General features: G+C 50.7%; 11 protein-coding genes and 1 pseudogene. 8 read left to right on the forward strand and 4 right to left on the reverse strand.

Annotated elements, in window-relative coordinates:
* Positions 1 to 99: 99 nt before the first annotated feature.
* Both ABCR88_RS11950 and ABCR88_RS11955 read right to left on the reverse strand, forming a co-directional pair.
* Positions 100 to 350: pseudogene (locus ABCR88_RS11950) on the reverse strand (type II toxin-antitoxin system HicB family antitoxin); the annotation flags it as partial.
* A 35-nt stretch (positions 351 to 385) separates the two neighbouring features.
* On the reverse strand, positions 386 to 568 hold the full coding sequence (locus ABCR88_RS11955; protein ID WP_041752740.1) for a type II toxin-antitoxin system HicA family toxin: 183 nt from the start codon (positions 566 to 568) through the stop codon (positions 386 to 388).
* A gap of 692 nt (positions 569 to 1,260) precedes the next feature.
* Here ABCR88_RS11955 and ABCR88_RS11960 point away from each other — a divergent pair.
* The 8 genes from ABCR88_RS11960 (at position 1,261) to ABCR88_RS11995 (ending at position 9,497) form a co-directional block, all read left to right on the forward strand.
* Positions 1,261 to 1,779, forward strand: a complete 519-nt coding sequence (locus ABCR88_RS11960; RefSeq protein WP_053150430.1) for a sugar O-acetyltransferase — start codon at positions 1,261 to 1,263, stop codon at positions 1,777 to 1,779.
* 20 nt (positions 1,780 to 1,799) lie between these two features.
* Complete coding sequence (locus ABCR88_RS11965) at positions 1,800 to 3,038, forward strand: aminotransferase class III-fold pyridoxal phosphate-dependent enzyme (protein WP_350404601.1); 1,239 nt, start codon at positions 1,800 to 1,802, stop codon at positions 3,036 to 3,038.
* Complete coding sequence (locus ABCR88_RS11970; protein ID WP_350404602.1) at positions 3,016 to 4,803, forward strand: 1-deoxy-D-xylulose-5-phosphate synthase N-terminal domain-containing protein; 1,788 nt, start codon at positions 3,016 to 3,018, stop codon at positions 4,801 to 4,803. Before ABCR88_RS11965 ends, ABCR88_RS11970 begins: the two co-directional genes overlap by 23 nt.
* A gap of 96 nt (positions 4,804 to 4,899) precedes the next feature.
* On the forward strand, positions 4,900 to 5,745 hold the full coding sequence (locus ABCR88_RS11975; protein WP_350404604.1) for an SDR family NAD(P)-dependent oxidoreductase: 846 nt from the start codon (positions 4,900 to 4,902) through the stop codon (positions 5,743 to 5,745).
* Complete coding sequence (locus ABCR88_RS11980) at positions 5,738 to 6,361, forward strand: DUF1349 domain-containing protein (RefSeq protein WP_232644300.1); 624 nt, start codon at positions 5,738 to 5,740, stop codon at positions 6,359 to 6,361. Before ABCR88_RS11975 ends, ABCR88_RS11980 begins: the two co-directional genes overlap by 8 nt.
* Positions 6,362 to 6,367: 6 nt before the next feature.
* Entirely contained in the window at positions 6,368 to 7,153 is a 786-nt protein-coding gene (locus ABCR88_RS11985) for an HAD-IIB family hydrolase (RefSeq protein WP_350404606.1), read from the forward strand.
* Between the two features lie 18 nt (positions 7,154 to 7,171).
* Positions 7,172 to 8,197 carry a methyltransferase gene (locus tag ABCR88_RS11990; protein ID WP_350404607.1) on the forward strand — a complete coding sequence of 342 codons (1,026 nt, stop codon included), beginning with the start codon at positions 7,172 to 7,174 and terminating at the stop codon, positions 8,195 to 8,197.
* Positions 8,198 to 8,306: 109 nt separating this feature from the next.
* A complete protein-coding gene (locus ABCR88_RS11995) occupies positions 8,307 to 9,497 on the forward strand; it encodes an MFS transporter (protein ID WP_350404608.1) in 1,191 nt (396 codons plus the stop codon).
* A gap of 362 nt (positions 9,498 to 9,859) precedes the next feature.
* On the opposite strand, the gene ABCR88_RS12000 is transcribed toward ABCR88_RS11995, so the two are convergent.
* Entirely contained in the window at positions 9,860 to 10,168 is a 309-nt protein-coding gene (locus ABCR88_RS12000) for a hypothetical protein (protein WP_350404609.1), read from the reverse strand.
* Positions 10,169 to 10,659: 491 nt separating this feature from the next.
* Positions 10,660 to 13,167, reverse strand: coding sequence for a DEAD/DEAH box helicase (locus tag ABCR88_RS12005; RefSeq protein WP_350404611.1), 2,508 nt, complete (start codon positions 13,165 to 13,167; stop codon positions 10,660 to 10,662).
* Position 13,168: the final 1 nt, after the last annotated feature.

The following is a 13,168-nucleotide window of genomic DNA, read 5'->3' on the forward strand; positions in this document are numbered from 1 at the left end:
TGCTCTCTGCAGCCGCTTTCAGCGTCCGAGCTTTTCCAGCGCGGCATCGGCCAGGAAGGACGAACGGCTCTTGATGTTGTGCTCGCGGACAAAGCGGTCGATTTGCTGGATGACATAACCCGGCAGGGTCACGTTGACCTTTTCGGTCTTGCCCAGGTAAGGCGTGATGTCGATCTCCAGCATGCCCCAGCCCATGCCCGCTCTCCGAGCATGACGTGGGCAATCTCGATGGCCGCGCTGTAGGCGGTTTCGAAGGTGTCGCCGGCGGTGACTGCGCCGGGAATATCAGGAATCTGGATGCCGGTGGCGGTGTGTTCGTCGCCCCATTCGATGCAGATGGGATATTGCACGGGGATCTCCTCAATAGGTGCGAAGGTGGCGGGAGCTAGATCAGTTCAGCCAGTTTTCTGATGGCCCTGACCGTACCCCGTGGCAGATCCTTCTTCGGGTGAGGCGCCGGAACGGTGTTGGGCCTGTAAGGATGCTTGAACAGATGATGGCTTTCGGTGACTCGCTCCAGCACCCATCCTGTGGCTTCAAGCTCCTTGATCAACTGTCTGCTTTGCACCTCCATCTCCTTATCGGGGCGAGAGGTGCTTTATAACTCCAGGCGCATAATGGCGCAGGTTGAATTGTCTGTCTGGAGTTATGTGTCGGGACATGTCGTTCCGGGTGGTTTTTGGCCTTGGACGGTTGGGCTGGCCGTTCAGGGAGGCTTGGGTGTCGAGGTAGAAAATGGCGCCGTCATAGCAACGTTGCCAGCAGGCCGTGAAACGCTTGCACACCTCAAAGCGCTGATCCAGATCGGCCATGCGTGCCTGATGTGTGCTCAGCGTTTCCTTCAGCAGTGCTTGCTGGGCTCGGTAGCAGCAAGTCCCTTATCAACCTACGCATCGCTGGTCAGGTGCGACGCGTAATTGGCAGCCCATCGGCGCCGTCACACTCAATCCAGAACGAAAGTAACAGGCCCTGAAAACAGTGACAGAACAATACGACTGACGTAATAACGAATTTGCAAAGCGCTGGTGGCGAGTGTAGAAGGTGGAAAAATTTCAGAAAGTTCTGAAGTATATTTAAAAAATAAATAGTAGATGGAGATGATGATGGCTGAAGGGAATCAGGCTATTGGGGAAGTGTGGGCGTTAGTTGTTGGTGGTAGTGGCAGGCGCGGAACTAATGACTGTTTTTTTTGCCCCCGTTTACTTGCCGATCAGCACGGCATGAGTGCTCTCTGTTACGCCCGTGTGTACAGGGTGGCGTATGCGTGAGTTCATGACATTCGATGCGGCGGAACCTGCTTTAGTTGCCCGTAGGCGCATCGCCCGTGCTTTGTGTTCCTCCATCAGCAATAACCCTGATGGTCGGGAGCCGCTTTATAAACTCCTGTTCGGGTCAGTGGGTGAGGGGTTTGAACAGTGGGGCAATTTCTTTTGTGAGTTTGGTTCGAACATAAACATTGGTGACGGTGTTTTTATTAACGCCAATGGGGTGTTCCTCGATGCGTTTGAAATAAACATCGGGAACCGTGTGTTTATCGGGCCTCATGTCGGTATTTATACCTCTAACCATGCCAAGGATCTTGAGCAGCGGCGTCGTTATATAGAATCGGGTGCACCTGTAGTCATTGAAGATGATGTATGGATTGGCGGCGGCGCAACAATCTTGCCGGGCGTCACAGTGGGTAAGGGGTCAATTATCGGTGCAGGTGCTGTCGTGGCAAAGTCGGTTCCGCCACACAGCAAAGTGCTGGGCGCTGGTTCTCAGGTTTATCCGATCTAATCAATAAAGGGCATAAAGGGATGTTTGTCTATCAGTCACGCGTGAAAGACCAAATTGTTGGCTCTGTTAAAGATGTCAGTGTTCATGCAGAGGGTGGCATCTACACGGATGCGATTTCGGGCATGTTTAACGTACCGTTCGGGTATTCGTGCGACCCCATCAAGCAGCATATTTCCAAAACGTTGACGGATCTGCCTTTCCACCCCAAGGATCATTTCTATTCGTCCGAGCTGTTTGAAACTTCAGAGCTGCTGCTCAAACGCGCCAAGATGGAAGATGGCGGCTTGCTGTATGTCAACAGCGGCTCGGAAGCCATTGAGTCGTCGATTGCCATGGCCTTGGAATATCACCAGCGCAAAGGCAATACGTTCAAGAAGAAAGTGATCTGCCGCAAGCACTCCTATCACGGCGCCACCTTGGGGGCCCACAGTATTACCGGCAGGAACGATTTCAAGGACCTGCGTTGCAGCGGTTACGACACGATTCGGATCAACCCGCCATTCCCTGTCGTTCACGAAGGTCAGGCGTTGGAAATGCACAGCGTGGCGGATGTGGAGAATATTATTCTTCATTATGGTGCGGAGCAGATCGCTTGCATTATTTTCGAGCCGGTCAACCATTTGAAAGGGATGCGGCAAACTCCCCGCGAGTACTTGGTCGGTATTCGTGAACTGTGTGACCGTTACGATATTGTGATGATTACCGATGAAATCGTGACCGGCGCCTCTCGAACCGGAGAGTTCTTGAATACCCATCAGTTTGGGGTTTCTGCCGATATCGTCGCGCTCGGGAAAGGCATCAGCGGTGGTTATTACCCGGCATCCGCTATGGCGACATCCCATAAAATCGCCTCGGTGTTTGACAAGCCAGAACCGTGGATCCCGTTTTCCTATTCGCATACCTATGCAAGCAACCCGGTTTCGATTGCGGCCATCAATGCGTCGATGCGCGTGCTGGAACAGATAGAGGCCGCAGGGCAGCTACAAAAACTCATTACAAAGACTCAGGCGCTGTGTCAGGAAATCGCCGGGAATGAGCGGATCGCCCGAATTGAATCCCACGGCTTGCTGATCGGCATAACCCTGGACTCAAGCCTTGGGGAGCAGGCAGGCAAGAAATTGGGTGGGCTGTGCTTTGAAAGGAAGTTGATTATCCGAGGTGAGGAAGATTGGGCTTGCCTGGCGCCCGCCTACATCATGTCAGAAGAAACGCTAAGTGACGTGTTCGAGGTGTTGAATGAATCAATTAGTCAGTTATGACCTCGAGCCAGTTGCCAGCCTGTTGACGCCGTTATATGGCATTCGTCAAAGCCTGCATAAACGGAAGGCGTACCTGACGGCCGATGAGTATGTGCGTGCCAATGAGGAAATTGAAGTCGGTATTGCCGAGTCGTCGAAGTGCCAGACGATCAACGAACTGTCGGTAGCCATCGCCAGACAATTTACGCCGTTCTATTCAGACGTAAGGGTCTGCCTGGAGCGGATTCATGAAATTGCCGGTTACGGAACCCTGGCATCTTGCCTGTCGTCACTGAACATTGCCGAAGCACTGTTTGCATTGGAACTCTGCAATGCGGCAGGGGTGGCCAATCAGGATCTGGTGATTGGCAGGGGGCATATTGCGCCATTGTTTTATGCTTATCGTCATGTGCTCAACGGTATGCCTTTGGCTTTTTTGGCTGCGGTTCACGACAAGATTCCAGCTGTTGTCAATAAACACTACGGTTTTGCCTACAGCATGCGGCATAGCCTGGGCGAGGGCGTGGGCATTGCGTTGGGGCGGGCGAATACCAATCGTGATGCACGTGTTATCTGTGTGGCGGGTGACGGTGAGTTGAACGAAGGGGTGTCTTTCGAGGCGATTCGCCTGATTGGCGAACTTGAGGTCAAGAACCTGACGTTGATAGTGGACAACAATGGCAGAGGGATTGACCCACTTCCCGGGAAGTTGAGGCCGGAGTATTTGGCCGCCTACTTCTCTGATGTTTATGAAGTGGATGGACACGACACCCAGGCGATCAGTGAACACATTCGCCAGGCAGAGAAGGACCATCGCTCGGCCGCGATCATCTGTCATACCGAAAAAGGCGTTCACTCCTTCAAACGTGCCAGCCATCAGAGTTTGATGACGTCAACGGACGATCAGCAGAAGAATGATCTGAGGAAAGCTTCCAGTTGCAGTCGAACGGCCGACATTATCGAAGAAGTTCGCTCAGGGGCACCTGTCCATGTATTCACTGCGGATCTGGCCGCTCGGTTTGGCCTTAAGTCATTGTCCGGTTATTGCAACACCGGCCTGGCCGAGTCAGCGTTGCTGACTTGCGCGATGGGGTGCCCGGATGATGAACTGAAGTTTGTCCTGACCGATGACAAATATTACCTCAATGCGATAGATGTACTGCACTCTGCTTTGATTGCCTGTCGTAATTTGCATGTCATTGGCGCTCGGAAGAACGGTGTGTGGGGCGGCGCTACGTACGCCTCAACCGTATTCAGCTTGCTGACGGAAGAAACCGTATACGAACTGACAGACCCTCTCGATCTGTTGGCCTGTATTCATCGGCAGAAAGCACAGGGTGGAAACGGCCTGTACTTAATGTACGACCAGCCCATGGAAAGAGTGTGTGCCCTGAGAGAGAGGTACCGGAAGCTGTCTGAAGATATCTATATTTTTCAGCCCGAGTTTGCCGCCGGTTCATTGATAGTGTCATCGGAGTCGATGGCGTACGAAGCCTTTCAGGTCGCCACGACAAAAAGATGCACGCATATCCGGTTCCTGTCCGTTCGGCCGGATCTTGAGCTGGTTAAAGAGATGCTGAGCCAATGTGCCGAAATTATTGTCGTAGAACATAACAGTGGTCGCTTCAACCTGGCTGAATACATTGAGTCCAGGTTGCTGGTTCGAGTTCGCAAGGTTTCCGGTGATGCCTATGAGTGGCCAACAACCGAGACTTTCCAGGCAAATGTTGCACCTCGAGCACTGGGTGCATTGTTGGCTGATCCGCCGTACGCATTAGTTAATTAGACTTCACACGTTTAAATGCAGTTTCAACTACTTATTGGTTTTCTGAGCCCTGTATAGGGTTCGGCGGGCTTTCTATGGATTGAGGAGCAGTGGTTTATGACGCAGGGAAATAAAGCGCAAGGCAAGTTGTCCGGTAAAACCATGATCGTCGTGGGCGGTGCCAGAGGCATCGGCTCCGCGATTGTTGAAGTACTGGCCAAAGAAGGTGTTCATGTCTACATCTTTGATACCGACCGGACACCCAATGCAATCAACCACTATCAAACTCAGGATGTCAGTGGTTATCAGGCGGCTCGCACGCTGGCGGCGGATCTTGCGGAGCAAGGGCTTTCGGTAAAGGCCATTGCGGTCGACGCAACGTCTGAAGCCCAGGTCATAGAAGCCGTAGCGGGCGTTGTCCATGAGTCAGAGCACTTTTACGGCCTGGTCAACGCCATTGGCAGCAGCCACCTGATCAACACGGTTGAATCATCGCTGAGCGAGTTTGACGCGATCGTGCAAACCAACCTTACAGCACCTTACTTGACGTCGCGTGAAGCTGCCCGCGCACTGATCCAGAGAGGCAAGGGCGGCGCGATCCTGAACATCAGCTCCATTGCCGCAAAAGTCGCCTTTCCTGGAATATCTTCCTACTGCGCCGCGAAAGCCGGGTTGCAGGGCTTCTCTGGCGCCTTGGCGCTGGAGTTGGCCACTCACAATATCCGGGTCAACTGCGTTTGCCCCGGCATCGTCAAAACCAATATGTGGAAGTACCTGGAGAACCGCCTCATCGAGCCCAACGAGTCTCTGGATGACTTGTGGGCTCGCATGGAGGGCCTGATCCCGTTGGGTCGTACACAGATCCCGGAAAACATTGCCCGGTTCTGTCTGGCGGTGCTGGAGAACGAAGACATCACGGCTCAATCCCTGTCGGTCGATGGCGGAATGAACCTGTATGGATGACACCGTTGGCACTACGCCTCTTTTGCGCGAAGACCCGAACACCGTACTGAGGATCAGTGATCGTGTGTTCGCTGCCGAGCATTGCGCACAGGTGCGTTATGTAGCGCCGGTTCTGAAAATGCGAAGCGAACCCGGTAGCGATTCGTTCAATATTCCAGGGCTTCATACGGTGGACAGCTTGGGCACTTTGCTCACGTCGGTGACGGGAGAGTTTGCCCTTGGCGCTGACATCAAGTTATTCAGCCTGGCCAAGTTTGATGCTGCAGGGCTCTTTCTTGAAGTCGGGCTGCACAAGCTGAAGTTCGGTATTGAAGAGTACGGCAGCAACAAGAAGATCGTATCGGTGCATTCATCGCCCTACAGCGATGAAGTCAATGGCATCGAGGTAAACGATGAGCCGGTGCGGCTGTTCATTTCGCGAAGTGGGGATGTGTTCTCGTGTTATCTGAGTGGCTCTGAGGGTGCCGTGGTGTTTCATCGGGCGTTCTATGTGAGCAACTGCCCGGATGAAGTGCGCGTCGGGTTTAGTGTGCAGTCGCCCTTTTCCGAGGGAGCGGTCGGGGAGTTTTCCCGGATTGAAATATCCTCACAGTCCATGGGACTCATCAGAGAGTGAGCAGGTATGACGAGCAAAGACACCTGGTTGATAGTTTCTGATTTTGACGAGACGTTCATGCCGGTCTTGTCGTCTCGAGAGGCGGATGCCGGGATAGACAAACTGGAAAGCTGTTTGAATCAACTGAAACGCAAGCACCACCTGTTATTTGGCTGGGCCACGGGAAACAGTCAAGCGGTGGTCCTGGACAAGATGAAGAGATACCCCGAGTTTCCCTGGGACTTTGCACTGACCAGTCTGGGAACCGAGTTGTACTGGAATCACCCGGACCGTGTTCTGGAGGATGAGGGTTGGCCGTTACAAGGCGCAGGCACCTTTGCAGAGCGGGTCATAAGGCTGAGCACCCTGTTCGAGCAAGAGGGTATTGAGTTGACGTTGCAGTCGGAGGCTTTCCAGCAAAAACGCATTCGGGGTTATTACTTGAATGCCGATGGCAATGAAGCGATCGCCATCGAGCAGATCCATAGACTCTGTTTGCAGGTTGGTCTTGAGGCCTCGATTACCTACGCCAGTGCCGCCGCCGGCGACCCTGAGAATGTCTACGATGTAGCCATCATGCACCCGGGGTGCGGAAAGAAGCAGGGGGTCGATTTCATCGTCAAGAAACATGAGATTTCCCCCGCCAGGGTCATCTCGTTCGGGGACAGTTGTAATGATATCGAGATGTTGAAGGCCTGTTCACATGGTTACCTGGTGGGCAACGCTTCGCATGAGGCCAGGCTGGCGTTTGATCGTGTTGTTGAGGGTTTTTATTGTCATGGCATCGTTGATGGTCTTCAACGGCATTTTTGAAATGGGATATGCATCTACATGGACAGTACAGGGCACACGGAGCATCACAGTGATAAACAGATATTTGATATCTACTTCGGGTTTATCAATACCTACACCTTGTTTTTTGCGGATGAAGTAAAACTGTTTGATCTGCTTGAAGGCAAAGCGCTGAGGCTGGGTGAAATCGGCTCGGCATTGGAACTGGCACCTCGGGCCGCACAGGCGCTTGTGGCTATGTGCACCAGTCAGGGGCTGCTTGAGAAGAGTGGGGAGTGCTATGGCCTGACGTCTTTGGCGCAAGCGTTTCTGACTCGAAAGTCGGAGACCTCGTTCAGTGGGGTTCTGCAATCCGCACGCCACAAAGAAGATGCGTTCTCTTATGCATTCTTCAAAGAGTCGATGCTCAGTGGAGAGTCCGGGTTGTTCGGTGAGACGGATCTGTTTGAGAACAATGCGCAGGACCAGTTACACAGCGAAATTTTCACCAAGGCGATGCACAGTAAAAGCAAAGGACCGGCTCGGGCCTGGTCGGGTCGGATTGATCTGTCCGGGTATAGCTGTCTTCTGGATGTGGGCGGTGGTTCGGGTGTTCACTCTATTTGTGTGCTGGAGAAATGGCCTGAACTGAATGCCGTGATCTTTGATCTTCCCTATGTCTGCGATATTGCCGATACCTACGTCGAGCAGTACCGGATGGCGGGGCGCATCACAACCCATAAAGGAGACATCTGGGCGTCTGAGTATCCAGCCGCCGATGTGCATCTTTACAGTGATATCTTTCATGATTGGCCGCTGGACAAGTGTCTGTTTCTGGCCAAAAAGAGTTTTGATGCACTGCCCAGCGGCGGCCGTATCATTCTTCATGAGATGTTTTTTAATAAAGACAAGACCGGCCCACATAATGTCGCGGCTTATAACGCGAACATGTTGCTATGGACCCAGGGTCAGCAATTGTCAGAGACCGAGATAAGGGAGCTGCTGACGATCGCCGGTTTTCGCGATATTACAGTTTCCCGCACGCAATACGGTGACTGGAGCCTGGCAACCGGAATCAAGCATTAAGGTTGCTGACAACCAATGCCCTATGAGGGCGTTTTGATTGCACAGTGTGAACTCAAGGTCCGGCGCATTCGCCCCGGACTTCACTTGTGTCTTCTTGCGGGAGATTAAAGTGATCCCAGTACGTTACCGTATTCTTTGTATTTACTCCGGCATGCTGGCGTTGACCCAGTATGAATGGATGCGCTTTGCGCCTATCACGGATCAGGTGTCCACCCAGTACGGTATTACTTATGGGGAAGTCGGTTCACTGTCTTTGGCGGTGACGGCACTTGCATTACCGCTGGCACTTCCCAGCGGTGGCCTGATTGACCGGATATCGGTGCAAACAGCCTTGCGTATCACCGCCATTGCCATGTTGTTGGCGGCATTGATCCGGGTGTTACAACCCCATTATGAATACCTGCTTGCCGGCCAACTGTTATTCGGGTTTGTTCAACCCTTGACCATGTCGCTGCTCGTCAAGTTGATGATCACCTGGTTTTCTGAAGACGAACATGTGCGGGTCACGACGCTGTTCAGTATGGTGATTTTCCTGGGTATAGGCTCCGCGTTCATGATTGTCCCGTTGACGGAGGAGGGGAACGTCAGCAGTTCGTTGTTGATTGACGTCGCGATCCTGGGGCTGATTGCGCTCTTGACCTTCATTTATGTCCCGCGAGATGGCCCTCTTGTGCAAACAACGTCCGCCCCGACCAAGTCCGGCGGCCGTTTACTGGCGGAGGGTATCGATTTATTGCGCACGGCTCCGTTCACGGCTGTTTTGCTGATGATTTTTTTAACCAACGGCTATTTCTCCGCCATTACGACATGGCTGGAGCCGATCCTGTTGCGTCAGGGGATCGATGCCCAGGTTTCAGGATTTATCGTTGTTCTGATGTTGGCCGGTGGTATCGCGGGTATGACGTTCATGCCTTTACTGGTGCGCAGCGGTGCAAGCGTGGGGGGCATTCTGTCCGGGGTTTCATTGTTGGCAGGGGGCGGCACGGTACTGCTTTTTACCTCGGGTTCCCCTTGGATATTGAGCCTGGCAGGGATCGTGATCGGTGCCGCGCTGTTATCTCCGCTGCCTCTTCTGCTGCAACTGATAGCCGACACTGCCGGACTCTCCAGGTCTGGGACGGCGACCTCAATTTTCTGGTTAGTCGGCAATATTGGCGCCACGATAATGATCGCGACGTTGGGGGTTATTGCCGACCACGGTGACTGGGGAATGGCAGCGGTATTGCTGTGTCTGGTTCTGGTCGTCCAGATAACGATTTCTCTCATGGGCTTTCGAATGGTCGGCGCTCGCACCACCTGACTTCATACGGTTCTGTGTAGATATCCGTTGCTGCGGTCATGGCCGCTTAGGGTTTTTCGCTCTTACAGCGACTTACTTTGGAAAAGCCGGAATGCTGGCCCAGCCCAAAGTAAGCAAAGGGCTCCTGCCCCCGCATCCGGCGCCTCGCCTAGGCTCGGCGTTCCCTCACTTCGGCCTTCTGGAGAGGGCAGGAAGATCAAGATCAAAAGCCAAAGCAAAACCGAGCGCGTTTTACGCGCTTTCGTAGGAGCCGGCTTGCCGGCGAATTGGCCCGTAAGCCATACCTCAGCCCTTGCTGACGCCTGCGCTCGGCTTCCTGAATAGCCAGGAAAATCAAAAGCCAAAGCAAAGCCATGCGCGTTTTACGCGCTTGCTGAGTTCAATGGCGTGCAGGCCTCTTGCTCTGTTCGCCACTGAATCACCTCCAGCACCGCGCAACCCTCCCGGGTGAGCAGATGCACCCCTCGGGTGACCCGCGTCAGATCGCAGTCGGCAATGTCTTTCAGGTTAAGCGTGGACAGCGTGTCCATCAGATCCCGCACCACGGTGAAACGATGGGCCGCACTGCTGGCCAGATCGCTCAGGGAGGCTTGGGTGTCGAGGTAGAAAACGGCTTGGTTGGCGTCGTGGGTGTCGACGGGGGAGAAGCGGGAAATCGATTGATCGTCCATGGTCGTTACTCGTTGTAGAGCTTCCACCGTTTGCGGCCAAGCAAATTGAGGGTGGCAGCTGTGCGAGGGTTGGCCGACCGGTTACAACGACACCGGCACACCCGAAGGTGTCCCGCACACAGCCGCCATAACACAGAATCGCAGGCACAAAAAAAGCGTCTGCAATGGTGTTTTGGACGCTGATGCGTCGTTGTAATTCGACCGGCCAAGGTCGTTCGCGGATTTTGCCGCGAGGGGCGAACTATAGGGGCCACGCTTGAACGGTGCAACTGTGTATTGGAGGCGATGTTTGAGTGGTTGTGTCATGGCGATTATCAATCGTCCCGCATCTAATTGTCCGCTTTGGGTTGAAAACTCAAAGCGGCCAATTATAAGCGGAAATTTTAGATGAGGCTAAATTTTGGTGTTTTCAAAAAAGTCTTAATTTTGTTTGGGGGCGAAAGTTACTCACTCAATGCGCTCACAGTGGTTTAGATGGTCTTGGATAATATTTATTGCTGGCCAAGAATATCATTTATCTCTTTAAGGCAAACTTTAGGCATCTTTAGGTTGGAGATATTTACTTTTGAAAGTATAAGGAGGTAGTCTTCAATTTCTTCGGTTTCGCCCCAGTTGACAGAGTTTTTCAAACGCAATGCTGTGAACCTTGAAAAGCCTAGCGACATAAGGCTTAGTTCGATAGGGGAACATGAGCCAAATTCGAGAAATGTATGGTATGGAGCTTGTTTTGCATCGTTTTCATTAAAGCCTTTCTCAATCAGGCAGTATTTTATTATGTCTTCAAAGGCGCTAAAATATTTTACAAGTTTAAATCTTACTTCTGTTTCAATTAGCTTTAGTAGTCCTCTTATTATTGCTGATGTGTTTGCTGACTCATCATCTTTTTTTACGTAGTTGACGCGCTCCCTTATGAGGGTGGATATGGCTGTTCCTGTTGCCCATTGGTGAGATATATAAACTATGGAGTTTCTAAACTTCTGGTTCTCAGCCCATCCGAAGATTTCGGATATAATAGTTATGGCGTTGCTCATTCTTTCATATCCTCCTTTTAGAAAGGGGTTTATTAAAGAAAATTCGTCCGTGTAAACTGCGCTGAAAAGTTTATCATATAGACTTTGTAGATGGTCAGGTCTTAAGCTGCTATGTGAGTCTAGTATTTCTTGGGGCAGAGTTATAGATACATTGCGTACGTGTTCTAGATTTTTTGCTAGGGTTTCAGTGTTGTCTTTTGTTTCGTATTTTGAAACTACTTCTTCCTCTCCGAGCATCTTGAACTCTTGGTAAAGTCGACTAAAACCGGCTTCGGCGAGGTTTTTATATTCTTCTGCGATATTTCCTGAAATTAGCTCTTCAATAATCGTTCCGCCATCATCCATTAACTTGGACATTGAAGATTTAATTTCCTGTAGTTTTTCACCAGTGTAAGATTCTTCGGTCCATTCACTCGGTCGTATACACCAAATATTTCCATGGAATTCTTGTAGGAGCCTACCTGCCCTGCCAGATAAATTGAGAAAGTCTGATCTTGACATTGGGTTATTTCCACTGTGTGGATTCTCAATTACTATGTGTTTTGCTGGTAGGTTGACTCCTTGAAGCAGTGTGCTAGTGCAGCATAGGAAACGTATTTCCATAGATTTAAATAGTTCTTCGACACCTGATCTAACAATTGAAGGCATATCGCCATAGTGTACGGCAACGCCATGCTCTAAAGTTTTTGCCAAAGGGTATTCTTCATGTACCTCGGTGCGTATGAAGTTAATAAAATCCTTTACTTCATCCGAAGCAATATAGTCTCTATTTATTTCGAGCAGCTCTTTCGCAACGGTCTCGGCATCGCCGGGACCATTAGCAAAGATAATAGTGGATTCGGTGTTTGAGGTTATTTCATTTGCTAATCTTGCTCTTTGCTCGGATTTGGAACCTCTAAATCTGAAGCTTATAGGTGTTATCCCTAAATCAATGGTTCTATTTGCAGCCAGTAATGATGTGCTGATTTTGCTTGGCTGGTTTTTTACTTCGGATATTAATAGTAGGTTTTGAGATACGGGGGATATGGTTTCTGTAAAGAAAAATCCTTCGTCTTGCCTTCCGAATAAGCTCAAGAAGTAGCCGGGATTACTTACAAGAGGGCTCGCAAATAGAACTGATGCGCTAGGGTGTAGACTTAATGCAAGGTCGACGGCGCTCTGCAGTACTATTCCTCTATTGCCTTTTTGGATTTCGTGGGCTTCGTCAATGAATATTGAAGTTATTTTTTTTGTATTATTTTCAGGCTTAAGAAGACTAAGTAGCCGCTCAGGGGTTAGAACATAAATAATATTTTTTATTTGAGCGTTGTCTTTCGTAGGGAATGGAGCGGTTCTTACGATTGCACCGGTAATTTCTCTGGTTTTTATTGTCTTTCTTATTCGGGCTGAGACCTCGGAAATTAATGCTCTGGTGGGAACTATATATACTATGTTCTGCTCTTTTCCGGATTCGAGGCGCCTAATTAAGTCTAGGTTGAGTATGAAGGACTTTCCTGCTGAGGTTGGGGCTGAAATACTCAGAGACTTCTGTTTTTCAAGGTTTGTATAGAATCTATGTTGGAAGTCGGTTAGAGTTATGCCTTCCTCAGTCGTGTTCTCAATCTCTCTTGCTAGTCTCTCTAGTGAAAGAGTTATCGCTGGTGAAAAGCTATCAAGTACTTTGTAACGTTTTCTCAGAAGCTCTCGTCCAGGGAAATTTCCAATTCTCGAGAGGATAATATCCGCGGCTTTAGCTATGTCTTCTTTGTTATCTGAATCGCACTCTATCAATCTGCTAATGATTTCATATGCAAGTGATAGTTCATCGGGTATGTCGGATATGGATAAAATTGATGCGATACCAATAAGTCTTTTGGACTCAATGGAGGATATTTTCTTTGGCTCTGTATGGGCGGGGAGCAAGTGCAAAGTGCTATAGATGAAAAGTTTGTTGATGTCATTCTGAAAGTCTTCTGTATTAATATCCATA

Source organism: Pseudomonas sp. W17 (assembly GCF_040268305.1).
GTDB classification, from domain to species: Bacteria; Pseudomonadota; Gammaproteobacteria; order Pseudomonadales; family Pseudomonadaceae; genus Aquipseudomonas; species Aquipseudomonas protegens.

What these genes read in the sequence shown, in the direction of transcription:
- ABCR88_RS11990 (WP_350404607.1), top strand. Translation starts at nt 7,172, where the DNA reads ATGGACAGTACAGGGCACACGGAGCATCACAGTGATAAACAGATATTT.
- ABCR88_RS12000 (WP_350404609.1), bottom strand. Translation starts at nt 10,168, where the DNA reads ATGGACGATCAATCGATTTCCCGCTTCTCCCCCGTCGACACCCACGAC.
- ABCR88_RS11960 (WP_053150430.1), top strand. Translation starts at nt 1,261, where the DNA reads ATGCGTGAGTTCATGACATTCGATGCGGCGGAACCTGCTTTAGTTGCC.
- ABCR88_RS11970 (WP_350404602.1), top strand. Translation starts at nt 3,016, where the DNA reads ATGAATCAATTAGTCAGTTATGACCTCGAGCCAGTTGCCAGCCTGTTG.
- ABCR88_RS11985 (WP_350404606.1), top strand. Translation starts at nt 6,368, where the DNA reads ATGACGAGCAAAGACACCTGGTTGATAGTTTCTGATTTTGACGAGACG.
- ABCR88_RS11965 (WP_350404601.1), top strand. Translation starts at nt 1,800, where the DNA reads ATGTTTGTCTATCAGTCACGCGTGAAAGACCAAATTGTTGGCTCTGTT.
- ABCR88_RS11980 (WP_232644300.1), top strand. Translation starts at nt 5,738, where the DNA reads ATGGATGACACCGTTGGCACTACGCCTCTTTTGCGCGAAGACCCGAAC.
- ABCR88_RS11975 (WP_350404604.1), top strand. Translation starts at nt 4,900, where the DNA reads ATGACGCAGGGAAATAAAGCGCAAGGCAAGTTGTCCGGTAAAACCATG.
- ABCR88_RS12005 (WP_350404611.1), bottom strand. Translation starts at nt 13,167, where the DNA reads ATGGATATTAATACAGAAGACTTTCAGAATGACATCAACAAACTTTTC.